The following is a 23,812-nucleotide window of genomic DNA, read 5'->3' as shown; positions in this document are numbered from 1 at the left end:
TGATGTGACTGATGTGACTGGCGCAGACCCATTGAAGTAACCGGTCGGCGTCGATCCCGCCATGCGCCCCGCGAAACCCCCGGTTATCAGGCATGATAGGGGCGGTTGACATTGTCATTTCGGAGGTAACCGTGGCCCAAGCGCCCAAGTCCAACAAGAAGGTCGTTCGCGTCGCGTCGTCGAACGCCTCATCATCAGAGGCATCGGCCACGGGGTCTGGCGCCACTTGGAAGCCCACCGCTGAGGCGAAAAAGAAGGCTACGACCTTCCGCATTCTCGCCTTCGTGCTGTGGATTCTCGCGATCGCCGGCGAAGCATTCACGATCTTCTACGTGCTCCGTCAGGTGCCCATCAAGATGTGGCTGCTGATCGTCATGATTGTCGTCATCGGCATCCTGGCCATTGCCGGATCCCTCCTGTGGAAGAACGCCAACAAGCTCGACCCCGCTTCGAAGAAAGACACTGTTCGCTTCTTCGTGCAAAACCAGCTCGGCCTGATCATGACGATCATCGCGTTCTTGCCGCTGATCATCCTGATCTTCACGAACAAGAACATGGACGGCAAGCAGAAGGCAATTGCCGGTTCCATCGGTATCGTCGTCGCACTTGTCGCCGGGTTCTTCGGCTTCTCCTCGAACGCACCATCGGTTGAGCAGTACACCGCCGAGACCGGCATCGTGCAGGCCATCACCGGCGAAGACGAGGTCACGTGGACCAAGGGTGGCAGCGTCTACCACCTGTGCGCGGCAGCGTCCGCCGTCAACAAGGAATCCAAGGACGGCCAGATCTACGTCGGCACGTCGCAGGACGCCCGCGACGCCGGCAAGGAGCGCCTGACCCTGCAGCTCGACACCGAGCTCAAGGAATGCGGCTACGAGGACTACGTGCTTCCGGAGAACTGGAAGGCCGTCGTCAAGGGCGATGAGCCGTTCGTCGCCGACGAGTGGGCACAGGGCACGCCCGCTGTCGAAGAGTCAGGCGAGCCGACCGACGAAGAGACGACCGACTCCGAGTAAGCCTGCGTCTACACCAGACGCACCCAGAAGGCTCCGAGCCGCCCAGGCGCTCGGAGCCTTCTGCATTGCCGCCCCAGGTCCGTGGTCCAGGCCCGTAGTTCCGAGCCCGTGGTTCCGCCCCCGCTGGTTCAGCCGTGGAGCTCCGGAACCACGGGGCCCACGGCTGAACCCGGGGAACGCCAAAAGGGCGCCTCCCGAAGGAGACGCCCTTTTGTAAAAAGTGCTTACCAGCTCGACTTGGTCACACCCGGAAGCTCACCGCGGTGAGCCATGTCGCGGAAGCGAACACGGGAGATGCCGAACTTGGAGAGGTGACCACGCGGGCGGCCGTCGATCACGTCGCGGTTGCGAACGCGAACCGGCGAAGCGTTGCGGGGCAGCTTCTGCAGGCCGACGCGGGCAGCTTCGCGCTGCTCGTCGGTCGAGTTGGGGTCAACCAGAGCCTTCTTGAGCTCCAGGCGCTTAGCGGCGTAGCGCTCAACGATGACCTTGCGCTGCTCGTTCTTAGCGATCTTGCTCTTCTTAGCCATTCTTAACGCTCCTCTCGGAACTCAACGTGCTTGCGTACGACGGGGTCGTACTTCTTCAGCACCAGACGGTCGGGGTTGTTGCGACGGTTCTTGCGGGTTACGTAGGTGTAACCCGTGCCAGCCGTCGACTTCATCTTGATGATCGGACGTACGTCCTGAGCCTTCTTCGCCATTAGAGCTTCACACCCTTCGCGAGGAGGTCCTTAACGACCGACTCAATTCCACGAGCGTCAATAACCTTGATGCCCTTAGCCGAAACGTTGAGCGTGATCTTACGACCGAGCGATGCAACGTAGTAGGTCTTCTTCTGCACGTTCGGGTCGAAGCGACGCTTCGTCCGGCGGTGCGAGTGGCTGATGTTGTGACCGAAGCCGGGAACAGCTCCTGTCACCTGGCACACTGCTGCCATGGTGTCTCCTTCTGTACCGTGAAACCGGACGGCTTCACCCAAGATCCCTTGTCTGCACACGCCTTTCCACCACTCATTGCTGAGTCAGAAGGAAGGGAATGTACGAACTGCGTGCTGGAGTGCCCGCAGACAAGGGATCAGTTTAGCACGGGATCTGGCGTTCTCTGCACGCGCGCAAGCGATGGTTTCACGTGGAACGGTCAGCGATGAAACCAGCGGCGCCGGAACCGCGGTGCGGCTCGACTGCGCCGCGGCCAGGTCGAAATGGAGAGACGGTTGGATCATCCGTGATCCAAAAGCGCCAGGGGAAGGCGCTGGTACCTGCCACACCCGCGACGCCCACGCGCGGTCCCTGTGAAAATTCGATCAGCGGTTGGGCGCGCAAGAACAACTCAGCGATGGCGCCATCCTGCTCCCCATGGGTAATGGCGTCGATGCCATCGTGGCGCGGATGGCGCAGCCCGACAGCTTGACCGAGCCTCCCCGGCCCGCGAGCGAGATCCCGATCTCGTGGAGTTCGCATGCCGTCCGGCCCAGGCAGGCTACGCCGCTGCCGCGCGAGGTCCACCCCCTCAATCACCTCGCCAGCGCGTAACAGCATGCCGTCGCCGCGCCCTTCTGGGCCGGCTGCGACGTTCACGCAGGAGTGAATGCCGTGGCTGAGGTAGACATACAGGTGACCGGGCTCTCCCCACATGGTGGCATTGCGATCAGTGCGCCCCATCCGGGCGTGGGATCCCGGGTCGGCGATATCCCCCGTTCCCCGCCCGTGATAGGCCTCGACCTCAGTGATGCGCACCGCCACCGCACCCTCGCTCGTCGTAACGCGCAGGACGCCCCCCAGGAGAGTCGGCGCGACCTCGGCGGCATAGCCAAGCAGGTCAGCGCGCGTCGCTGGCCTTAGAACTGACTGCGGGAGCACCATGAGATATCGAATCCGTTGAGTTCACTGATGACGGAACCATCCTCCACCGCAACGATGCGGGTAAGTGTTTTCGGCATCGGGCGGGTGTAGGTGTCGTAGGGGTTATTGGCGTAGTTCGGCGCAACAATAGCGGCGACGTACTGCCCGCTTGGCGATACGCAGAACTGCAGAATCGGTTCCGTCTTGTCATTCTCGATAACGGGGCGCACTGAGCCATCGGCGGAGACGAGTTCGATCGCATGCCCCGTCGGCATTCCCGCAGCATCGCGCTGCGTGACAGCCCACAGCTGCCCGCCGTCACTTGCCGGTTCGACTCGCCCTGGGGTACCGCTGAGCGCGGGAAGCTGGATCGGTGTTTCCACGCCGGTCTGCAGATTCACGCCGACCGGGATACCGGAACGATCAATGATCGCTTCGTACGTTCCACGCGATATGCCATCAATGGCATATGCGGTTCCGAGGAGCGCCGAGTTGCCGGATTCGGTGAGAAGTAGGTCGCCAGCGAACGTTACTGCCAGAATCCCTTGCGCGTCAGGTACGAACATCCAGTCCCCGACCGAGCGGTCCGTGCTTGCCAAGTCCAGCTCGACGGGAGGTGCAGCGGGGTCGTGGATGGAAGCGGTATACAGAATGCTTGCTCGCCCGGACGTTTCCGTCAGCTCACGATCGGTAAAAAGGTAGCCAAAGGTTCCGCCACGCTGAGCCACCTGCAGGCTCGTGACGTAGCCGTCGCCAGGGAGCGTGACGTACCGCGGGTTCGTGCCGTCGCGATCGGTGACGATGACCGCGCTTCGCTCATCCTCCTCCACGAGAATCACGAGCGCATCAGGCGCCACGCGCACCTCTTCAATGTGCTCATGGGTGAAGATCGTCTGTCGTGTCATCCCGTCGATCGGCATGCTCACGACCATGTCGAAACCGCCTGTCCCCTCACGTTGTAGCATCACAATCGATGCGGGCACGGTCGTGATGCTGGTCTCTAAAGTGACGGCCGCGCCACCGCCGACCGCGGTGACCCCAGCAACAGTCACGGTGTATGTGGTGTCATCGTGCAGCGGCGAGGTAAACCGCACGCCAATATTGCGGCCCTGCGCATCAACGGTGAAGTCGGTAGCCGGCGTGACGGTGATGTCATCCGCATCAATACCGCTGAGCGCCTGATTGGCTGTCAGCGTCAGGCGCGTGCCGGACGATTCAATGGCGGCAGCACCGTCAAAGGTCACTTTCGTGAGTCGCGGCCCCTGCGTGAGAGCTGCGACAGCACCGACTCCTGCGAGCAGGCTAAGCACGCCGAGAACGGACATCGTCCTGCGCCAGAACGTGCCGGTAGTGGGGCGACGCTGATCGCGTCGGCGACCGGTTGGGTCAGTACTCATACGGATCCACCGGTTCATCAATCGGGGTGACGCTGATGGTGCGCACCACCAGGTTGCCCCTCGCGTTTGCTTCAACAACGCCTTCGATACTGACCCATTCGCCGGTTGCGGCGTTATCTGCCACTTCCACGAGCGGAATGCTGGCTGGCTGGGCGTCAATCACGCAGTGGGTGACGACGAGGCGGGTCAACTGTGTCGTTCCGTCAGCCTTGGACGGCGTCACAAACCCCGACAACGTCACCGTCGTCCCCTCGTAAAGTCTCGAGTCCGGTGCGGTGGCGAAAACGCTTGCCCAGTCGCCGACGCCAAATGTAGCGGTGTCACCAGTCGTTGCGAGGGCGATGACGTCTTCACCACCAAACAGAGGCGTCACTCCCAGGTCACGATCCATTGCGGTCTGGGCTGACAGCGACGCGGGCGGTAATAGCAGCGCAGCGGCAACAACGGTCAGCGCAATCGTTCCGCCAATGGCGCCCACGACCGCCCCGATCAGGCGTCGCCCTGGTCGGGCAGCAGCGTCGCCGTGATCGTGATCATGCTCTGCCTCACGGCCTAAGCCAATTCCGAATGACGCGACACATCCGATCAACGCGATGGCCGCCATTCCCACGGCAAACCAGGCGCCATCTGGGTTGATGTAAAGCGCCAGATTTCCTGTCGCTGCGAGAACGATCGTCGCAACAGCGATGGCCGCAGTGATCCCCACACCGAGCAGGCGTGTTCCGAGAGAGGCCACGGTCGACATGCGATCGCTAGACAAAGAGGTTCACCCCGATTCCCAGCACGAAGGCGAAGAGCAGCACGATCGCGACGATAATCGCGAGAGTGCGTGTCGTGAAGGTCGTGCGCATGAGGGCGAGCATCTTGACGTCAACAATCGGCCCAACCACGAGGAACGCAACGATCGAGCCAGACGAGAACGTGCTGGCAAATGAGAGCGCGAAGAACGCGTCGACGTTTGAACAGATCGCGACGATCATTGCGAGCGCCATCATTGTGACGATCGACAACACCGGATTCGAGCCGATCGCTATTAATGCCTCTCGAGGAATAAGCACTTGAACGGCACCGGCGAGCGCGGAACCGACGACGAGCGCAGGCATCACCGCACGCAACTCGATGATGAACTGCGTGAGCGTGCGTTCCGTCTTCGCCGCGTGCGCATGGTGTGCGGCATCGCACGTCGCGAGGAACTTCTCGGTAAGCAGGGCGTCAGGGTTCGGGTGACGGGAGAAAACCCATCCGATGAGGTTAGCCACGACGAAACCACCGAGCAGGCGCGCAATAAGGATGCCGCCGTCCCACCCGAATGCGGCGTGGGTCGTGATGATCACGATGGGGTTGACGATCGGCGCAGCGATCAAGAATGTCAGCGTGTCTGCCGGACTAAACCCGCGCATCATGAGTCCGCGAGCGAACGGCACGTTGCCGCATTCACAGACCGGAACGATGACTCCCAGAAGGGAGAGCGCCATCCGACGAGTCCATGCCCGTTTTGGCATAAGCCGCTCGAGCATGCCAGACGGTAGCCACACTTGCACGACGATCGACAGCGTGACGCCGAGAATCACCCACGGTAGCGCCTCGATGAGAACGCTCAATGCGAGCGTCAAACCGTCCTGTGCGCGATCAGGGAGGTCGATGCTGAATAACGTCGGCGCCCACACATCGATCGCAATCAGCGCGGCCACCACGGCGAGCCCGACACCAATCAGCGTTGCCGTCCGCGACGCGCTCCGTGAACGCGTTGTCGTCATGAGCCTTCTCGAGGAGCCCCGCACGACGCACACAGTCCGAAGATGTCCACAACGTGTTCCGCCTCGGTGAAGCCGTGCGCTGCGGCCATCGATCGCGCCCACTGCTCGACGTCGGTCGCGGCGATTTCCACGGTGAGCCCGCAGCGGCGGCAAATCAGGTGGTGATGGTGCCCTGCGGACGAACACGCGCGGTACAACGACTCACCCTCTGGGCTCTGCAGGGAGTCGGCATCGCCGTTGGAGGCTAGCGACGCCAACGCACGATAAACGGTGGCAAGACCAATTCCGGTGTTGTCCTCACGAAGCGCCGCATAGAGCGCCTGCGCGCTCACAAAACCGCCCGCGTCGGCGAGTGCTTCGCGCACTCGTTCGCGCTGCCACGTGTTCCGTTGAGCCATGATCCGAGCCTACTGAGGATTCCTGAGTGCTACGCCACAGGTGTGACGCGATCTCGACGAGCGCCCACCACGCGGCAGGCGATGTAGATGAGGAAGCTGACCGTGGTGATGTACGGGCTCACCGGAAGGGTTCCCATGACGGCAAGCAGGATGCCACCGACGGCGGAAACGACGCCGAACGATGCCGCCAACAGCGGCACAGCGATCGGCCCGGTGGCCACGCGCATCGCGGCCGCTGCCGGCGTCACGATGAGTGCCATCACCAGGAGCGCGCCGACAATGTGCACGGCAACGGCAACGATGAGTCCAAGCAGCACCATGAATGCCAGCGACACGACGGTGGTCGGAACCCCGCGTGCGGCCGCCGACTGGGGATCGAGTGAGTCAAAGCGCAGCGGACGCCACATCAGCAGAAGACCGATGAGCACGACGCTCGAAATGATGAGAAGCGACGCGAGCTGCGGGCTCTGCACCGACACGATCTGACCGGTCAGGAGGCTGAACCGGTTCGCGCTGCGGCCGTCATAGAGGCTCAAGAACAGCACACCAAGACCGAGCCCGAAGGGCATCAGCACACCGATCACGGAGTTTCGCTCTCGCGCCTTAGCCCCCATGAGCCCGATTATTGCGGCGGCGATGACGGAACCAACAACCGAGCCGGTCACGACATCTGCGCCGATGAGGAGTGCGGCTGCTGCGCCCGCAAAAGACAGTTCACTGATACCGTGCACAGCGAACGCCATGTCGCGTTGCATCACGAAGGTGCCAATGAGCCCGCCAACGAGTCCGAGGACGGCGCCTGCGACGAGCGACATCCAGACCAGGCCGAGGATTTCGCCGTAGAACGGCACCCCACCGAACATCAGCTCGGCAATGTCATTCCAGTTCACAGGTCTTCTCCGTGTGCATCGGCTTCGGCATGGCAGTGGGCTTCACCCGCGTCTGGGGCCCCCACGACAACGAGTCTGCCGCCAGCACGCAGCACCTCGACGGGTGCGCCGTAGAGATCGCTGAGCACAGCGCTATTAAGCACTTCGGCGGGGGTACCGAGCGTGAACTTGCCGCCGGCGAGGTAGAGGATGCGATCGACAGAGTCGAGCACCGGGTTGATATCGTGCGTCACCAACAGCACTCCCGCCTGCGTACGCTTTCGATAGTCATCGACCAGCGCGACAAGACCCTGCTGATTGGCAAGGTCAAGGCTCGTGAGTGGTTCGTCACACAGGAGGAGGCCGGGTTCATCGGCGAGTGCCTGACCTGCGCGCAGGCGCTGTTGCTCGCCGCCGGAGAGTTGCCCAACCGGGCGATCAGCAAATGCTCGTGCATCGACCGCGTCAATGAGGCGCTCAACACGCTCGGCGTCGGCTTTCCGTCGAATCGGTAAGCCAAAGCGATGTCCGGTCACGCCAAGCGTGATGAGGTCTCGCCCGCGCAGCGATGTGTCGGGTGGGAGCGGGCGCTGCTGCGGAATGTATCCAACGCGGCGATTGCCTTTGCGTACCACCGGCGCGCCCAGCACGGTAATGGTTCCGCCGCTCAGCTTGTCGAGTCCTAAAATCGCGCGCACCAGACTCGTCTTGCCTGAGCCGCTCGGACCGAGAACAGCGATGAGCTCGCCAGGATGCACGGTCAGATCGAGGTCAGCCCACAGCGTGCGGCCATCGCGACGAAGCGCGCCGCCGCGAATGTCCAGCGGGTTATTCACGAGACGGGCTCCAAGGCTCGGGCGAGGGCGGCGATGTTTTCGCTCATCCAGGTGACATAGGTGTGGCCGTCTGGGAGCACTTCTGAGAATTCCAGCACCGCGATACCCGCCTTCTCGGCGTCGTCGATGATGCGTTCGGTCTCATTGCCGCCGGTCTGAGCATTCGCAACAACCAGTGCAATGTCGTCATCTTCCAGCACCTGCAGTGTGTGCAGGAGCGTAGCGGGGGCGACGTCCTGGCCTTCTTCTACTGCTTCAAGGAAGGCGGCTGGGGTGACATTGTGCATTCCCAGCAGGTCAGTGAGTCGCAATGCGACGGGCTCGGTCACCAGAATGTGCGTGTGGTCCTGGGCCGCCGCGAGCGCCTTAATTTCCTCGGACAGACCGTCAAGGTCGGCGCCAAGCGCAAGAGCATTCTGCTCATAGTCGGCAGCGTTGTCGGGGTCGAGCGCACTGAGACGTTCGGCCACCTCGGCGGCGAGCCCTGCGACGACGGCGGGGTCATACCAAACGTGCTCGTTGAACCCCGCGATGTGGTCATGGCCTTCGTGTTCGTCGGCCGTGGAGTCATCGTGGGCGGCAGCCTCATCATGCTGATGATCGTCATGCGCGTGCTCGTCGTCATGCGCGTGGTCATCGTGAGCGCTCTGCCCAGGGTAATCCGGCGCGAACGATACTGCCTCGATAACGGGCAGCTCTGCCTTCGTAATGAGACCACCAACAAAAGCGTCATAGCCGCCACCGTTACTGACCACCAGATCTGCGCGGTTGACGATCAGCTTGTCCTTCGATGAAGGCTCATACTCGTGTGGGTCTTGGGCAGCTGACGAAATCAAGGAGGTGACAACAACATGTTCGCCCCCAATTTCTTCAACGATGCTTCCGTACACGCTCGTCGTGGCGACCACCTGAAGTCGGCCATCCTCCGCTGCAGGAGTCGAGGAGCACCCGGCAAGGGTGATCGCAGTGACAGCGAGCAAAGAGAGCGCGAGGGAGCGGTGCATGAGTTCGAGCTTAACGCTAATGAGAATCGTTATCAACTTGGCAAAGGCGCCACCGACCGTGAATTCTCAGCGCGACGCGATGTCTGGCGCTTACAGTAAACCTGGCTCACGTTGTTAAGGGGACAAAACATGACCAATCCAACCGTTGTACCACCCGTCGTTTATGTCGCGATTCGCACGCGCAACGAGGGTACTGAAATGGCTGCCGAGATTCGCGAACTTCGCGATGGCCGCACAGCACTGCTGACCTACACGTCGCTCGATCGCCTCCTGGATTTGGCTGGGCCAAACCAGGCGTGGATTGTGGTGCGCACTGAAGAGCTCGAAGGACTCAAGAAGGAGCAGCCCTTCGACGTTGTCATCTTCGACCTCGAGATTCCCGAGATGTATCGCGCGGACGGGGCAATCGCATGACTGAGATCGCGATGGACCCTGAGGTCATGAAGAAACATGCCGAAGCGCATGACCTCGTAAAAGCAGAAGCAGAAAAAGCGCTCAACAAGTCACCCCGCAGCGTAGACGCGGGACTGGGATCCGACTCGGTCAGCATTATCCTGACGAAGCTGATCGACCATGTCGATGCGGTCTACCGCGTGCACGGCACACTGGGCTCGCTCACTCGTAGCATCGCGAATGACGCCACGAAGACAGAAGAGTCCATCAGCGCGAGCATCAAAAGCCTTGCAGACGAAGTGGAAGACGACCAATGAGCGTCATCGATACCTTCGTTCCTGGCACGCCATCTGACGTTAAGGCTGCCGCAGAGTTTCTTGATCCGTCGCTACGGTCAGCGTTGGAATATTCCGAGAACGCCGGCTCTGTGATTCCGGTGTCGGTACGCTCCCACTGGTACGGCGCCTCAGCAGACCACTACGTTTCACTGCTTATCGACATTAGTGAAGCCAGCGATGAGCTGCGTGGGTTCGCTCGCGATGGTGCCGAAAAGCTGCGCGCGTACGCTGGACAGCTGGAACGCATGCAGAACGACTTCGCGGGCCACCGCGATCGGGCAGCAAGTGACGGCCTCTCCGTTTCAGGAAACACGATCAGCGCCCCCGTCCCGCCAACCAGCTACGTCGTCACCGAGCGCGATGACCCGCACTGGGATGCGTGGCAGCGCTATCAAGACCGCGTGAAGACGTACAACCGCATCGCCGAAGACGTCGGCTCTTGGTGGGGCGAACTTGAGATGTGGGTTCACGATAACCTCGACACTTTCGCTGGCACGATTCCGACCGACAGCGCGCTGAAGACGGTTCTTGATGGGCTCACAGACGCGAGCGCCGACATTCCGAAGGAATACATCGGATACCAGGGCGACCTGTGGAAAGAAAACGCCAACTTCCTGACAAAGGAGGGCGAACGCCTACGCGCCGAAGCAGCCGATTGGGTGCGCAAGCTGCGCTCTGGCAACCCCGCAGTGCGCGCTGCCGCGGAAGCGGCGAACCCGCACGGACTGCGTTGGCAGGCGAGCGAGGTTGAGGAAATGGCCAGCCGCCTCGGCAAGACTGCAAAGTGGGTTCCCGGCATCGGCTGGGTTCTTGACGGTGTCGATTTCATCAAGGCGCTGGAGGGCGATGGGTCACCAAGCTCCGTCGGTATCGAAGTCATCGCCGGTACCGCAGGCGGTGTCGTCGGCGGTATTGCCGTCGGCGCCGGCATCGCGGCTGCCGGCCTGACCGCACCGTTGTGGGTCCCGGTTGCGGCTGGTGCCGCGATCGCGATTGGGGTCGGTGCCGGTGCCGTGTGGGCATACGAGAGCTGGGTTCCGCAAGACGTTCGTGAAGCGATCGATGCGGGCCTCAGAGACGGATGGGATGCCACGACAGACTTTGCCGAAGACGCGTGGGACAACACCACCGAGTTCGTCGGTGACGTTGGTCACAACATTGGCAAGGCATGGGATGGTTTGTGGAACTGATCAGTACTGAGGTCGCTGTGCCGCGGCGGCGCGGATGGCAACCGCCGAAAGGTTCGACCACCCCCCTCTACATCATGACCACCGTGCTGGTGATCATCGTCGGTCTCTGGTTGGGTTCGGTCGCGTTCGCCGTCGGCTCAGTGGCGATCGCGCTCTTCGCGGTCAGCGTGATCGCGACCATCGGCGTGGGCATCGGCATCATTAGCGCCAAGATGCGCGCGACACATCCGCTCAGAGTGCGGGTGGGGGCGACGGCCGACGCCGTGACATTCGACGCCGGTGATGCAACGCGCTCGCTGTTGCGTGTACTCGCGCCCATCGGCGTCGTGATGTTCGCAAGCTTGCTATGGCTGATCATGCGAGGCGAACTCTACGGCGACAGCGACGAGGCAGTGTTCTCGGGCATCGGACGCTTCGGATCCGCCATCTTCTTCGTCATCGCCGTCGCCATCATCATTCCGAGCATTCGTGCATGGCGTGGTTCCACGGGCGCGTCACTCACCCTCACCCGAGAAAGTGTCGCGCTTGCGCTGCCGCGCACAGGTGGTTCGGCGCCATGGGCGAGCATTGCCGGCGCCTCCTTCGCCACCGAGCGCGTCACCGTGCTGGCAAACACCGGAAGCTTCTCGTGGGCATCGCGAGATCTGGCGAGCGATCCGGTGGTCCTCACCGACCTGATCACCTACTACGCCGATAATCCTGCCGCTCGCGCATCCATTGGTTCCGGAACCATCGCGCTGCTGAAGTCGGGACAGTTCTGAGCACAAGCGAACCGTCGCGCGCGAACGCCCCGAACGCGCTCGAGGCCGCGACGTGATTCACGCGCTGGCCTGCTCACCCGAGCGCCGCGTTTAGCGCGGGATGGAGGTGCCGCGTCTGAAGGGCCACGCATGCCTGTTGCGCACCCGCGTGCAGGCTCGCGTCCAACGTGGCACCCGCCACATGCGCAACCATGAACCCAGCCATAAAGGCATCGCCCGCGCCATTCGTGTCGACAATGTCGCCAGCGTCCGCAGCGGCTACGCGCACCACGGTTCCGCTCGAATCCACGGCGATCGCTCCGGCAGCCCCCAGCGTGCAGACCGCTAAGTGCACGCCCCGCGCAATGCACGACAAAAGGAGCGCCTCAGGGTCGTCAGTGGCGTCGCCGTTCATAAATACAATGTCGGCGTTCTGCACAAAAGGCTCGTGAAATTCAGCCGCGCCATCGTAGTCATGCAGATCGACCCACACGATCGGTGGGTTCGCAGAATCCCGCACCTGGCCGATGAGCATGCGCCCAGTTTCGGTGAGGTCGATGACGGCATGATCGGAACCACGCAGCGCCGCAAGCAGGTCGGCCTGCTGTTGCGCGGATGCGGCCGAGGGCGTTGACAGGTACAGCGACACCCGCTCGCCTGCCTGGGTCATCAGGTTGAGATGCCGTTCGGTAACGTCTGACAGATGTGCGGTCAGCTCGACACCAGCCGCGCGCAGGGCTGAAGCAACGCGCTGTCCGTCACCGTCGTCAGAAATCAGCGCGTGCAGCGCGACGTTGGCCCCAAGCGAGGTCAGATGAAGCGCCTTACCCGCGCTGGTTCCGCCGACGGTATGCCAGTACTCGTCGGCAAACTGCATGTGCGGTACGGGTTCGGGTAAGCGATCAAGCACGACGAGTTGGTTCCAGGATGCGGGGCCGAAAATCGCGATGCGCGCAACGTTGTGCATGCCTGGAGTGTAGCGAGGCTATGCGCTGGGCGTGGCCCGCTCGAGCCGCTGGAGCAACCAATCAATGCGCGCAGCTTCGTCGCGGTGATAGCGCGCCGACCACTCAAGCGCGATTGTCGCATACTCCCAGTCATCCACCTTCGCTGAGTTGGCGCTGTGCTGTTCTGCCCGTTCAGCGCGCTCAAGAGACTCCCGCTTATGCGCCTCAAGTAACTCGCGCAGTCGACCGCGGTCACCGTTGTGCGCCGCCCAAACGCGCAGCATCAGCGGGTGTTTGAGGACGACGGGTTCTGGCGGCAACTCGTCGGCCCAGCGCGTGATGTTCTGCTTACCAAGTTCGGTCATCGTATAGAGCCGCCGCGAGCGCGCCTCATACGTCTGATCGACGCGCGATTCGGCGAGCCCGAGCTTTTCCAACCGTCGCAGTTCGGCATAAATCTGACTGTGCGACGGTGCCCAGTAGAAGAACGCAAGGCTCTGCTCCGCCCAGCGTTTTACGTCATACCCGGAGAACTCGCCACCAAAAGAGAGCACGCCAAGAGCGGCCCACCCTGTGGGTGGAATATCAACGATGGGGGTGTCGTCTGTGGGTGCCACGATGCCCATCTTCGCACGGCCATCTTGACCGCGTCGCGCTCACGTGGCATATTTCTATTCACAGTATGTCAAATAGACATACTTACGGTCGAAGGAGACCGATGAACGAAACGCAACAAATGCTCGCGGTCCTCAACGAAGGATTCCCCAACCTCACCGCGATGAGCCCGCTTGACGCCCGTGCCGCTGTCGATGCCCGCGTGGTTCCGGCCACCAATATCGACGCCGTCAGCCATACAGAAGACGTCACCATTGGTTCCGATCTGCTGGTGCGGGTGTACTACCCACACCAGGTGGCTGACGGAACCGCGGTGGTCGTTTTCGCGCATGGCGGCGGTTACCTGCATGGTTCTATTGCCAGCCACGACCGGTTTTGCCGGGAGTGGAGCGCTGAAATGCAGTCGATCGTGGTGTCAGTGCAGTACCGGCTGGCACCGGAGGTAACCGCGCTCGAATCCATTGATGACGTGATCACTTCCGCACGATGGGCTGCGCAGCAGTGGCCAGAGCGCGGCGTCATTCTCGCCGGAGACAGCGCGGGTGGCGGTATCGCGGCCAGTGCCACGCTCCAACTGCGCGATCAGGGCAACTCCCCCGTCGTTGGGCAGGTGTTGTTCTATCCGATGCTTGATCCGCTGATGGAATCCGACACCTATCGCACCAACGCTGAGGGATATTTCGTCACGGCAGAACTGCTCGCCTACTACTGGGAGCAGACCATCGGAACCAGACCCGAGTTGCGCGAAGACGCGCGGGTTAACGCGTTGCGGGGTGAGCACCACGAGGTTCCCCCCACGCTCATCGTGACGGCGGGCCTTGACCCCCTCGCAGGCGAAGGCGCAGCTCTCGCGTCGGCTCTCGCATCGGCGGGAACGCGCGTCACATTGCGCACCTACCCCGACCTCTTTCACGGCTTCATCACGTATGCCACCTTTGGCCCGGCAGTCAGTGCACGCCGCATTCTTTGGGCCGATCTGAACAACTTCTTTGGCGCGCAGGAGGCGCACTCATGACCACCACCGTTGACGTTCTCGTTATTGGCGCCGGCTTCGCTGGCGTCTACAGCACCATTCACGCCGACCGCGCTGGCTACAGCGTGCTCGGTATCGAAGCCGGCTCGGAGGTCGGCGGAACCTGGTACTGGAACCGCTACCCAGGTGCGCGCTGCGACGTGGAAAGCCTGGACTACTCGTACTCATTCGACCCGGAGCTGGAAAACGAGTGGCGTTGGAGTGAGCGCTACGCCACGCAGCCCGAGATTCTGCGGTACTTCCAGTTCGTCGCCGATCGCTTCGATGTGCGTCGCCACTACCGCTTCAATGAGCGGGTCACGGCCGCGGCGTGGGACGAAGCCGCCCAGCGCTGGAGCGTCACGACAGACGCGGGCGACACGATTTCGGCGCAGTGGCTCATCATGGCCACGGGTAGCCTGTCGAACCCCAACCTGCCCGATATCGCTGGCCGCGACTCGTTCGCAGGCGAAACTTACCTCACCGCAATGTGGCCGGAGGAGGCGCCAGACTTTACCGGCAAGCGTGTTGCCGTCATCGGAACCGGTTCTTCCGGCGTGCAGTCGGTGCCGCACTTCGCACGCCAGGCCGCCGAGGTCGTCGTGTACCAGCGCAGCGCCAACTACAGCGTTCCTGCGTTCAACCGCGAGCTGACGGATGAGGAGTGGGAAGCGTCGCGTCCGACGCTTGCCGAGCGTCGTGCGATCTCGTGGGCAGGCGGTGCTGGCTCCCCGTGGAACAGCCACCCGGTTCCGTTCGACGAGGTTCCGCAAGACGAGCGCGACGCGGTGTTCGCCGAGGCGTGGGAGCGCGGCGGCGTCTTGTTCGGCAAGGCGTTTGCTGAACAGACCGTTCGCGAAGACATTAACGACGCGGCCAGGGTCTACTTCGAAGCGCGTCTGGCCGATATCGTGACCGATCCGCAAACGCGCTCTGACCTCACCCCGACCGACCACGCGATCGGCACGAAGCGCATCTGCACCGACTCGGGCTACTACCAAACGTTCAACGAGGAGCACGTGCACCTCGTGAACCTGCGTCGCGAGCCGATTACGGAAATCACCGCTGACGGCATCCGCACCGCGGAGGCGATGCGGGAGCACGACGTCATCGTGTATGCGACGGGCTTTGACGCCCTCACTGGTGCCCTGTCAGCGATCAATCCCATTGGCCGCGATGGTCGGTCACTTGCGGCGGAGTGGGCCGATGGCCCGCAGACGTTGCTTGGCCTGATGGTCCCCGGCTTCCCCAACATGTTCACCCTGAACGGGCCCGGCAGCCCCAGCGTGCTCAGCAACATGGCTCTCACGAGCGAGCAGCAGGGCGCGTGGGCGCTGCGGGCGATTGCGGACGCAACCGCCGCTGGCCACACGAGCATCGAGCCTCGCGACGATGCTGCCGCTGCGTGGACCGCGCACGTTGTCGCAGTCGGTGACCGCACGCTGTTCGGCAACGCGCCGAGCTGGTACACCGGAGCGAACATCGCAGGCAAGAAGCGCGTCTTCCTGCCGTACCTCGGCGGCTTCGCGAACTACACCGCGCAGTGCACGGCTGCCGCAGACAAGGGCTACGAGGGCTTCGTGCTGAGCACGGCAAGCACCGCCGCTGTCCCGGCCTCGGTCTAACCGAACGAAAGACCAAAATGAAGGGGGCGTCTCCTGGGCATTGAGCCCGGGAGACGCCCCCTTCATTTTGGAGCACTCAGTCGAGCAATAGCGCAGGCTCTTCCAGAATCGACGCGACGTCGGCGATGAAACGGCTCATGCCATCGCCGTCAATGACGCGGTGGTCAAATGAGCCGGAAACCGTCGTCACCCAGCGCGGACGCACTTCACCATCAACGACCCACGGCTTTTGCGTTATCGAGCCGAGCGCGACAATGCCGGCCTCACCCGGGTTAATGATCGGGGTTCCGGCATCCATACCAAACACGCCAATGTTGGTGATCGTGATGGTGCCATGCTGCTGCTCGGCCGGCGACGTCTTACCTTCGCGGGCGGTCAGCGTCAGCTTCTCCAATGCGCGAGCCAGTTCACGCATTGACATTGCCTGGGCGTCTTTAATGTTCGGCACGACGAGGCCGCGCGGGGTCGCGGCAGCGATCCCCAGGTTGACGTAGTTGCGCACCACGATCGACGCACCGTCGTCGCCATCGACCCACGCAGCATTCACCATCGGAGTACGCTGGGCCGCCCAAATAACGGCGCGAGCCATGATCAGCAGCGGCGAGACGCGCACGTCTGCGAAGTCTGGCGATGCCTTCAGTCGCTTGACGAGCTCCATCGTGCGCGAGGCGTCAACGTCTTTCCATACGGTGACGTGCGGCGCCGAATAGGCCGAGCGCACCATGGCGGCGCTCGTCACCTTGCGCACGCCACGCACCGGAATCGTCTCCTGGCGATCATCAGCGGAACCATTGGGCCGCGCCGGCTGGGCAGCGACCGGAATCGTCTGCTCGCGAACGACGCCCCACTCCGGGGTTTCGATATTGCGGAAAACGCTCGCCTGCGAGGCGTGCCCCATGACATCGTCACGCGTCACTTCACCGGCTGCACCGGTACCGGCCACCTGCGTCAGGTCGACGCCAAGGTCTCGAGCCAGCTTACGGATCGGCGGCTTGGCAATCACACCGGCCGTCGAAATCACCGGGTCTTGCACGACCTTACGGCGACGCGACTTCACCTCACCCGTGGTTCCGTAGCCGACGAGCACCGATCCGCCAGCATCAGCGGCCGCTGGCGCCTGGGGCGCGGGCGCCGCCACGGCGGAACCATCAGTGACGGTGATGATCGGAGCCCCCACATTGACCGTGACGCCCTCCGCCACCAGCAGTTCGCCAATGGTTCCGGCAAACGGCGAAGGCAGCTCCACGAGCGACTTTGCCGTTTCAATCTCAACGAGCACGTCGTTGACGGATACCGCGTCGCCTGGCTTCACACGCCACGACACAATTTCAGCCTCGGTGAGACCTTCACCGACATCGGGCAGGTTGAACGTCTGAGTCGCCATGATTTCTCCCATCAGTGCGCGAGCGCGCGGTCCACGGCTTCAAGCACGCGGTCAGGATCGGGCAGGAAGGTGCCTTCGAGCTTTGCGGGCGGAAACGGGGTGTCAAAGCCTGAGACGCGAATGACCGGCGCTTCCAGCGAGTAAAACGCGCGTTCCATGACGGTGGCTGCCACTTCGCTACCCACCGACACGTGGCCTGGCGCTTCTTGCGCGTAGACCATGCGACCGGTCTGTCGCACCGAGTCGAGAATCGGCGTGTAGTCGATGGGCGATAGCGAGCGCAGGTCAATAACCTCGCAGCTGATGCCTTCGGATTCGGCGAGCGCTGCGGCCTGCAGCAGCACCGAGACCATGGCGCCGTGGCCGACGAGCGTGACATCGGTGCCTCGGCGAACCAGACGGCTGGAGTGCGTGGGAAGGGCGGATGACTCGAGGTCAACCTCGCCCTTTTGCCAGTACCGGCTCTTCGGCTCCATGAAGATCACCGGGTCATTCGAGGCGATGGCCTCTTGAATCATCCAGTACGCATCATTCGGTGTCGACGGGCTAATCACGCGCAGGCCAGGCGTGTGCGCAAAATACGCCTCGGGGCTCTCCTGGTGGTGTTCCACCGCGCCAATGTGCCCGCCATACGGAATACGGATGACAACGGGGAAGGCAACGGAACCTTCATGCCGGTTGGTGAGCTTGGCAAGTTGCGACGTGATCTGGTCGAAGGCCGGGAAGACAAAGCCGTCGAACTGAATCTCAATGACGGGTCGGAACCCGGTCATCGCGAGACCAATCGCGGTGCCAACGATGCCAGACTCCGCCAGCGGAGTATCGAGCACGCGCTGCTCGCCAAACTCTGCCTGCAGGCCCTCTGTCACACGAAAGACGCCGCCGAGTGGGCCAATGTCTTCGCCCATCAGCAGCACGCGCGGGTCGTTCTGCATTGCGGCGCGCATGCCAGCGTTCAATGCCTTACCAAAGGTCATCGTGGTTCCGCTCATGCTGCACCTCCTTCGAACGACTGCTCATACTCGGCGAGCCACTGCGCCTGTTCTGCGATGAGCGGGTGGTCGTCGGTGTAGACGTGGTCAAACATGAGTTCCGGCCCCGGGTTCGGCAGTTCCAGGGTGCGCTGACGGATGTCGGCGCTGAAATCACGCGCTTCCTCCTCGACATTGTCAAAGAATGACGCCGACGCTCCACGGTTTCCGAGGAAGGCACGCATGCGGCTGATCGGATCCCGCTCGGCCCAAGCATCTTCTTCTGCCTTGGTGCGGTACTTCGTCGGGTCATCACTCGTGGTGTGCGCACCGCGACGGTAGGTCACGGCTTCAATTGCTTGCGGGCCGCGACCGGCGCGCGCCTCATCCAGCGCGAAACGCGATACCGCGTAGCTCGCGAGCACGTCGTTGCCGTCGACCTCGAACGAGGGCATGTATCCGGCAGCGCGCTCGTGCAGCGGCGTGCGCGACTGACGGCTGACCGGAACGGAGATGGCCCACTGGTTGTTCTGCATGAAGAACACGGTGGGTGCCTGGTAGCTGGCCGCGAAGACCATCGCTTCGTGCACATCGCCCTGACTGGATGAGCCGTCGCCGTAGTAGACCATGACGGCCTCATCAGTGGCGACGTTGCCCGTGCCGCACTTACCGTCGAAAACGAGGCCCATGCCGTAACCGGCGGCGTGCAGCGTCTGCGAGCCCAACACGAGCGTGTAGATGCGAGTCTTCCCGTTTTTCGGGTCGGTGGGATTCCAGCCGCCGTGCGTGAGTCCGCGCATCAATCGGATGATGTCGATCACATCGACGCCGCGAACCTTCGCGACAACATGCTCACGGTAAGAGGGAAAGAGCGTGTCTTGGCTGCGAGCTGCCATGGCAGAGCCCACCTGGGCAGCTTCCTGGCCAAAGCTCGGCGGCCACAGGGCAAGCTGCCCCTGGCGCTGCAGGTTGGTCGCTTCGCGGTCAAACGCACGAATGACAACCATTTCGCGGTAGAACTGCTCAAGCTCGCTGTCGCTCAGCGCGTCGATGACGGGACGGAACTGCTCTGCGGCCGGGGTCGGCGCAAACGTGCCATCGGCAGCGAGGACGCGGACGAGACCGGGTGTATTCGTTCGGGTCACGGTTCTACGCTAGCCCCCGCACCGGGTGGCCTTCTGGGAGGGTTTCTACAACGGATCGTGCAATATGCACGACAACGTCGATAGATTCAGCCTCGCCAATCGAGATGCGCACACCCTCACCAGCGAACGGGCGCACAATCACACCCCCGGCTTCAAAGGCGGCCGCTGCCGCCATGGTGTCGTCACCGAAAGCGAGCCAAACGAAGTTGGCTTCGGAGTCCGGAACCATGAGACCGGCGGCGCGAAGGCCGGCGATCAGCTGGGTGCGCCGCTCAACCAGCACCGCGACGCGCTGCATGAGCTGGGCCTCGTTGTCGAGACTGACCAGTGCTGCCGTCTCGGCCTGCGCTGTTACCGAAAGCGGAATCGCGGTCGAACGTGCGGCGTCCAGAATGCGCTGGTTGCCGATCACGTAGCCGACGCGGAGACCGGCCAGGCCATACGCCTTGGAGAAGGTGCGCAACACGACGACGTTGGGGAATTCCGTCAGAATACCGTCGCGGAGGCCATCGACCGCCGCGGGCGACGTGACGAACTCGGCGTACGCTTCGTCCAGCATGACGAGCACATTCCCTGGCACCTTCGCGAGGAACTCGCGCACGGCGTCCGTTGTGATGGTTCCGCCTGTCGGGTTGTTCGGCGTGCAGAGGATGATGGCGCGGGTGTTGTCTGTGACGGCGGCGGCCATGGCGTCGAGGTCGTGCGCGAAATCGGCGGTGAGTGGAACCTGCACGCTCGTCGCGCCCGGAACGAGCGTGAGGCCAGGGTAGGCCTCGAATGAACGCCACGCGTAGATGACCTCGTCACCGGGGCCGGCGACGGCGAGGAGCAATTGGGCAATGAGGGCGACGCTGCCGGAGCCGACGTGCACCTCGTCGCTTGTGACGCCGTACTTCTCAGCGAGGCGCGCACGCAGGCGGGCAGCAGACGCATCGGGATAACGGTTGATGGTGATCTCACCGCGGATCGCATCAATCACGGCGGGCAACGGTTCATACGGGTTCTCGTTGCTCGACAGCTTGAAGGCATCGGCGCCCGCCTGCTTGCCCTGCTTATAGGGCGGGAGCGAGGCAATTTCGGGGCGGACGCGTACCGGAGCGGAGTTAGAAGCTTCGTTGGTCACGAGGGCGAGTCTATTGCGCCCTCTATTCCCTCGTCAGCATGTCTGTGCACTGTGCGGGATCGCGTTGTCACATTCGGCGATAACGGACGCATTGGCCCGGTAGCCGGAACGCACCGTGCGCGCCGGCGCTGTTGCCTCTACGCTCAAGGCGTCTCAATGAGGAGGAAGCCATGATCGAATCGGGTGACGTTGCCGTTGTTACCGGAGCTGCGTCGGGTATCGGCGAAGCGCTGGCACGCCAACTAGCGCTGGCAGGTGCGCGCCTCGCGCTTGCCGACATCGACGAGGCCGGGCTGCATCGCATCAGCGCCGAGCTCCGCGCCGGTGGCGCCGAGGTTTTCGCCCGGGTGACAGACGTCACACGGTGGGACGACGTTGCCGCATTCGCCGACGAGACGCGAGCAGCCTTCGGCGCTGTGCGGCTGGTCGTGAACAACGCCGGGATCGAGACGACGGGCGCGCTGTGGGAAATTTCACCAGAACGGTGGGAACAGACAGTGGGCGTTAATCTCAACGGCGTCTACTTCGGTGTGCGCGCCTTCGTGCCCGACATGATTGCCGCAGAACAGCCGGCCACAATCGTCAATATTGCCTCGGTCGGAGCACTCAGCGTGATGCCGCTCATGACGCCGTACAGTGCGACAAAGCACGCGGTACTCGCGCTCACCGAGGGCCTCTATATGGAACTTGCCGTCGTCGCCCCCTGGATCAGTGTGTGTGCGGTGTTGCCTGGCTCGGTCGCGACGTCGATTTTCCGGCCCGAGGCGAGCGCGGCACCATCGGGTGACGCGTTGCGTAATCAGATGGCCGAGTTTGTCGCAGCCGGGCTGCAGCCCGTCGAAGCCGCGCGCATCATTCTGGCTGGCGCTGCGGCGGGAGACTTGTGGATCTTTACGGACGACTCGCGCGCCGATGAGATGCTCACCGAACGCACGACGCGCATTTTGCGGCGCGAGCCGTACGTGGTGACAGCGCCCCAGTAGTCCGCACGACAGGCGCACGGGCGCTCATCGAACGGAACGCTGGCCGCTGCACTGGGGCCTGTGGGAGACTTTGGTCACTATGCGATTCATTACTCGTGTTGCCATCAACGCCTTTGCCCTGTGGGTTGTCACCCTCCTGCCGATGCTGAAGGTGTCTATTGTGGCGTTCGCGCCAGCCGAGACCCTGCAGCTCGTCCTCACGTTGCTGGCGGTTGGTGCTGTCTTCGCCGTCGTCAACACCGTCATCGGCACGGTCATCAAGATTGTCGCTTTTCCGATCTACCTACTGACGCTTGGCCTCGTCTCCTTCCTGGTCAACGGCCTGCTGCTGTGGATCACCGCGTGGATCACCACGCCATGGGGCTGGGGCCTTCGGGTCGAACACTTCTGGTGGGGCGTCGTCGCAGCCGTCGTGATCTCGCTGATCAACTTCGTGATGGGAATCATCCTGCGCCCGCAGCTGAAGAAGCGCTGACGCTCGCCTCTAGAGCCGCCACGGGCCGGCATGGTTATCTTCCTTTGGCGGCAACCCCTCACCGGCGTGGAGCGTGACGGGTGGCTCAGGCGGAGAAACAGGCACCTCGCCAAACCGAAAACGGGTCTCGCCCGGTTCAGGTGGTGGCGCAATCCCGATTTGGTCAGGGGCCACCGGATCAGTGAACTCAAACAGCGGGCCGCCCGGCTGGGGCCCAACCGCTGGGCTCGGTGCGGGGGTAGCGCCGCGCTGCCCTTCCGGGAAAGGCGCCATGCTGCGCCCGTGGGTGTCATCCCTCAGATCCTTCTCCCACACGACGTATTCGGTGGTGGTCACACTCTCCGCCTCGGCGAGCTCAGCGAGCGGCTCACGCAACGCATCCATGCGCGGATCATCGGACGCGTCCATCATGGCTCCGGTCTCGGCATAGGCATCGAGGAAGTGCGCATTCATCGCGTCAGAAACGCCTGAGCCTGGCCTGCCATCGTTGGTGTCGCGGGTGACCTCGAAACTTCCGTCTGCGCCTGTCGGTATCGGATACTCGCTGCCGCCAAGCCAGCCAACCGGGTCGTTCGCGTGTTTGATATCAATATTGACGACGTCGCTTGGCATTGGCCGCTCGCCCGGGTTACCCCATGTCACGACCATCTCAGGATCGACGCTCGGGTCTGGTGCGAGCCGGTCGGCGATCATCGCCGCCTGCGAGTGCGTATTCATCAGCAGCCAATCTTCCGGCTCAACGCCCGCATCTTCCAGCGCTTTTCGCACCGCCTCCGCCGAGGTCGAATCGTTGCCGGTATAGAGATCAGCGTTGGAGTGCATGTCGAACGGGTCGAGCTCTGACAACAAGGCGCGAGTGCCGGAGACCGAAACCACAAAGCGGCGCGAGCCATCCGGCATGTTGTACCGGTCAACTCGAATCTGCGCGGCGCCGGTCGGAATCGTCTTGACAAGGTCAGCGGCACCCTTGGGCGCTACCGACGCCGCATTCGATGTGCGAGTGATTTTGCGGTCAACGATGTACACCTCTTTGCCCGTGCGCGGGAGCGCACTCAGCGACGCAAAGTTTCGCAATCCGCCTGTCAAGAACGCCGTCGCCAGTGCTGATTCGGTAAGCCCGGGCCTGGCGGCCTCGAGGGCGGCAAGACGATTTTCAATCGCGGGAGTCATGCCGTTCATGTCGACCGCGATCATGAGCTCAACGGCCTCGTACACATCGGCGGCGCGCGCCAGCTGTGCGGCAAGAACCTCGATCAGCTGCGCAACCGTTGCCGACATGCCAACCGCCTGCAGCACGCTGTCTGCGACCGGCAACCTGACCGTCATGCATTCGAGACTGTCGTGCGCTCGATTGCCTGAGGTCACCGCCTCACGCAGCAGGTTCGCGACGGCGAGCGCACGATTCGCCGCATCACGCAATGAGTCGGAGGAGACCGCCGTGTATCCGCCCTCTGAAATCGACAGGCCGTCGCTCATGACACACCCCACATCATCGCGGCCCGATCAAACTCCAGCCACACAGCGCTACGGGTGTCGCCGATGAGTGCGTGCAGGCGCACGACCTGGGTATGAAACTCCAAAATGAGCGCAGCAGCAGCGCGAAACGATGGCGCATCCCACCTGGTGTCATCGAACAGGGTACCGATGCCCTGCGCTGCGAGCCCCACCTCGCCACATGCGAGGTCGAGTTGATCGGCAGCGGCCACGACGTAGCCGCTGTTGGCGTTGTAAAGGTCGATCGTGAAAGTCAT

28 protein-coding genes are annotated in these 23,812 nt (G+C 62.8%); 9 read left to right on the top strand and 19 right to left on the bottom strand.

Features of this window, described 5'->3' with window-relative positions; all coding sequences use genetic code 11:
• Positions 1 to 131 precede the first annotated feature (131 nt).
• Positions 132 to 1,016 carry a hypothetical protein gene (locus tag KTJ77_RS00380; RefSeq protein WP_217336555.1) on the top strand — a complete coding sequence of 295 codons (885 nt, stop codon included), beginning with the start codon at positions 132 to 134 and terminating at the stop codon, positions 1,014 to 1,016.
• A 224-nt stretch (positions 1,017 to 1,240) separates the two neighbouring features.
• On the opposite strand, the gene rpsN is transcribed toward KTJ77_RS00380, so the two are convergent.
• From rpsN to KTJ77_RS00325, 11 genes are all read right to left on the bottom strand, one after another.
• Positions 1,241 to 1,546, bottom strand: coding sequence for a 30S ribosomal protein S14 (rpsN, locus tag KTJ77_RS00375; protein ID WP_217336554.1), 306 nt, complete (start codon positions 1,544 to 1,546; stop codon positions 1,241 to 1,243).
• Between the two features lie 2 nt (positions 1,547 to 1,548).
• Entirely contained in the window at positions 1,549 to 1,719 is a 171-nt protein-coding gene (gene rpmG, locus KTJ77_RS00370) for a 50S ribosomal protein L33 (RefSeq protein WP_217336553.1), read from the bottom strand.
• Positions 1,719 to 1,955 carry a 50S ribosomal protein L28 gene (gene rpmB, locus KTJ77_RS00365; protein WP_147825421.1) on the bottom strand — a complete coding sequence of 79 codons (237 nt, stop codon included), beginning with the start codon at positions 1,953 to 1,955 and terminating at the stop codon, positions 1,719 to 1,721. Before rpmB ends, rpmG begins: the two co-directional genes overlap by 1 nt.
• 187 nt (positions 1,956 to 2,142) lie before the next feature.
• A complete protein-coding gene (locus tag KTJ77_RS00360; RefSeq protein ID WP_217336552.1) occupies positions 2,143 to 2,880 on the bottom strand; it encodes a DNA-3-methyladenine glycosylase in 738 nt (245 codons plus the stop codon).
• The gene (locus KTJ77_RS00355) at positions 2,856 to 4,256 is read right to left on the bottom strand and encodes a hypothetical protein (protein ID WP_217336551.1); all 1,401 of its coding nucleotides are present in this window, start codon (positions 4,254 to 4,256) and stop codon (positions 2,856 to 2,858) included. Before KTJ77_RS00355 ends, KTJ77_RS00360 begins: the two co-directional genes overlap by 25 nt.
• Positions 4,246 to 5,001, bottom strand: a complete 756-nt coding sequence (locus KTJ77_RS00350) for a TIGR03943 family protein (protein WP_217336550.1) — start codon at positions 4,999 to 5,001, stop codon at positions 4,246 to 4,248. The genes KTJ77_RS00355 and KTJ77_RS00350 overlap by 11 nt, the downstream gene beginning before the upstream one ends.
• Positions 5,002 to 5,008: 7 nt before the next feature.
• Positions 5,009 to 6,013: a permease gene (locus tag KTJ77_RS00345; RefSeq protein WP_217336549.1), complete on the bottom strand. Its 1,005-nt coding sequence runs from the start codon at positions 6,011 to 6,013 to the stop codon at positions 5,009 to 5,011.
• A complete protein-coding gene (locus KTJ77_RS00340) occupies positions 6,010 to 6,411 on the bottom strand; it encodes a Fur family transcriptional regulator (RefSeq protein WP_217336548.1) in 402 nt (133 codons plus the stop codon). The genes KTJ77_RS00345 and KTJ77_RS00340 overlap by 4 nt, the downstream gene beginning before the upstream one ends.
• A gap of 29 nt (positions 6,412 to 6,440) precedes the next feature.
• Entirely contained in the window at positions 6,441 to 7,301 is an 861-nt protein-coding gene (locus KTJ77_RS00335; protein WP_217336547.1) for a metal ABC transporter permease, read from the bottom strand.
• A complete protein-coding gene (locus tag KTJ77_RS00330) occupies positions 7,298 to 8,116 on the bottom strand; it encodes a metal ABC transporter ATP-binding protein (protein WP_217336546.1) in 819 nt (272 codons plus the stop codon). Before KTJ77_RS00330 ends, KTJ77_RS00335 begins: the two co-directional genes overlap by 4 nt.
• Positions 8,113 to 9,120, bottom strand: a complete 1,008-nt coding sequence (locus tag KTJ77_RS00325; protein WP_217336545.1) for a metal ABC transporter solute-binding protein, Zn/Mn family — start codon at positions 9,118 to 9,120, stop codon at positions 8,113 to 8,115. Before KTJ77_RS00325 ends, KTJ77_RS00330 begins: the two co-directional genes overlap by 4 nt.
• A gap of 129 nt (positions 9,121 to 9,249) precedes the next feature.
• Between KTJ77_RS00325 and KTJ77_RS00320 the strand changes: the two genes are divergently transcribed.
• From KTJ77_RS00320 to KTJ77_RS00305, 4 genes are read left to right on the top strand one after another with little or no spacing between them, the layout of a single operon-like run.
• Entirely contained in the window at positions 9,250 to 9,534 is a 285-nt protein-coding gene (locus tag KTJ77_RS00320) for an SAV_915 family protein (protein WP_217336544.1), read from the top strand.
• A complete protein-coding gene (locus KTJ77_RS00315) occupies positions 9,531 to 9,830 on the top strand; it encodes a hypothetical protein (protein ID WP_217336543.1) in 300 nt (99 codons plus the stop codon). The genes KTJ77_RS00320 and KTJ77_RS00315 overlap by 4 nt, the downstream gene beginning before the upstream one ends.
• Complete coding sequence (locus KTJ77_RS00310) at positions 9,827 to 11,041, top strand: hypothetical protein (protein WP_217336542.1); 1,215 nt, start codon at positions 9,827 to 9,829, stop codon at positions 11,039 to 11,041. The genes KTJ77_RS00315 and KTJ77_RS00310 overlap by 4 nt, the downstream gene beginning before the upstream one ends.
• Entirely contained in the window at positions 11,020 to 11,802 is a 783-nt protein-coding gene (locus KTJ77_RS00305; protein ID WP_217336541.1) for a hypothetical protein, read from the top strand. The genes KTJ77_RS00310 and KTJ77_RS00305 overlap by 22 nt, the downstream gene beginning before the upstream one ends.
• Positions 11,803 to 11,875: 73 nt before the next feature.
• On the opposite strand, the gene KTJ77_RS00300 is transcribed toward KTJ77_RS00305, so the two are convergent.
• Both KTJ77_RS00300 and KTJ77_RS00295 read right to left on the bottom strand, forming a co-directional pair.
• The gene (locus tag KTJ77_RS00300) at positions 11,876 to 12,748 is read right to left on the bottom strand and encodes a carbohydrate kinase family protein (protein WP_217336540.1); all 873 of its coding nucleotides are present in this window, start codon (positions 12,746 to 12,748) and stop codon (positions 11,876 to 11,878) included.
• Positions 12,749 to 12,766: 18 nt separating this feature from the next.
• Positions 12,767 to 13,345, bottom strand: coding sequence for a PadR family transcriptional regulator (locus KTJ77_RS00295; RefSeq protein ID WP_217336539.1), 579 nt, complete (start codon positions 13,343 to 13,345; stop codon positions 12,767 to 12,769).
• 101 nt (positions 13,346 to 13,446) lie between these two features.
• On the opposite strand from KTJ77_RS00295, the gene KTJ77_RS00290 reads away from it, so the two are divergent.
• Entirely contained in the window at positions 13,447 to 14,358 is a 912-nt protein-coding gene (locus KTJ77_RS00290; RefSeq protein ID WP_217336538.1) for an alpha/beta hydrolase, read from the top strand.
• Positions 14,355 to 15,980 (top strand): NAD(P)/FAD-dependent oxidoreductase, encoded by a 1,626-nt coding sequence (locus tag KTJ77_RS00285; RefSeq protein ID WP_217336537.1) that lies wholly within the window; start codon positions 14,355 to 14,357, stop codon positions 15,978 to 15,980. The genes KTJ77_RS00290 and KTJ77_RS00285 overlap by 4 nt, the downstream gene beginning before the upstream one ends.
• A 76-nt stretch (positions 15,981 to 16,056) precedes the next feature.
• Here the strand turns inward: KTJ77_RS00285 and KTJ77_RS00280 are convergent, their stop codons facing one another.
• Genes KTJ77_RS00280 through KTJ77_RS00265 form a run of 4 tightly spaced genes read right to left on the bottom strand, consistent with a single transcriptional unit; the run spans position 16,057 to position 20,603 of the window.
• Entirely contained in the window at positions 16,057 to 17,364 is a 1,308-nt protein-coding gene (locus tag KTJ77_RS00280) for a dihydrolipoamide acetyltransferase family protein (protein ID WP_217336536.1), read from the bottom strand.
• A gap of 11 nt (positions 17,365 to 17,375) precedes the next feature.
• On the bottom strand, positions 17,376 to 18,356 hold the full coding sequence (locus KTJ77_RS00275; protein ID WP_254367319.1) for an alpha-ketoacid dehydrogenase subunit beta: 981 nt from the start codon (positions 18,354 to 18,356) through the stop codon (positions 17,376 to 17,378).
• Positions 18,353 to 19,480, bottom strand: coding sequence for a thiamine pyrophosphate-dependent enzyme (locus KTJ77_RS00270; protein ID WP_217336535.1), 1,128 nt, complete (start codon positions 19,478 to 19,480; stop codon positions 18,353 to 18,355). The genes KTJ77_RS00275 and KTJ77_RS00270 overlap by 4 nt, the downstream gene beginning before the upstream one ends.
• Before the next feature lie 4 nt (positions 19,481 to 19,484).
• The gene (locus tag KTJ77_RS00265; RefSeq protein WP_217336534.1) at positions 19,485 to 20,603 is read right to left on the bottom strand and encodes a histidinol-phosphate transaminase; all 1,119 of its coding nucleotides are present in this window, start codon (positions 20,601 to 20,603) and stop codon (positions 19,485 to 19,487) included.
• 170 nt (positions 20,604 to 20,773) lie between these two features.
• Between KTJ77_RS00265 and KTJ77_RS00260 the strand changes: the two genes are divergently transcribed.
• Positions 20,774 to 21,586 (top strand): SDR family NAD(P)-dependent oxidoreductase, encoded by an 813-nt coding sequence (locus KTJ77_RS00260; RefSeq protein WP_217336533.1) that lies wholly within the window; start codon positions 20,774 to 20,776, stop codon positions 21,584 to 21,586.
• A gap of 79 nt (positions 21,587 to 21,665) precedes the next feature.
• Positions 21,666 to 22,061, top strand: coding sequence for a phage holin family protein (locus tag KTJ77_RS00255; RefSeq protein WP_217336532.1), 396 nt, complete (start codon positions 21,666 to 21,668; stop codon positions 22,059 to 22,061).
• A 9-nt stretch (positions 22,062 to 22,070) separates the two neighbouring features.
• Here KTJ77_RS00255 and KTJ77_RS00250 read toward each other — a convergent pair whose 3' ends face one another.
• Positions 22,071 to 23,537, bottom strand: a complete 1,467-nt coding sequence (locus KTJ77_RS00250) for a hypothetical protein (RefSeq protein ID WP_217336531.1) — start codon at positions 23,535 to 23,537, stop codon at positions 22,071 to 22,073.
• Positions 23,534 to 23,812 (bottom strand): hypothetical protein, encoded by a 279-nt coding sequence (locus KTJ77_RS00245; RefSeq protein WP_217336530.1) that lies wholly within the window; start codon positions 23,810 to 23,812, stop codon positions 23,534 to 23,536. The genes KTJ77_RS00250 and KTJ77_RS00245 overlap by 4 nt, the downstream gene beginning before the upstream one ends.

Source organism: Microbacterium sp. NC79 (genome assembly GCF_019061125.1).
Lineage (GTDB): Bacteria > Actinomycetota > Actinomycetes > Actinomycetales > Microbacteriaceae > Microbacterium.
This window is presented reverse-complemented; position numbering and strand designations above follow the sequence as displayed.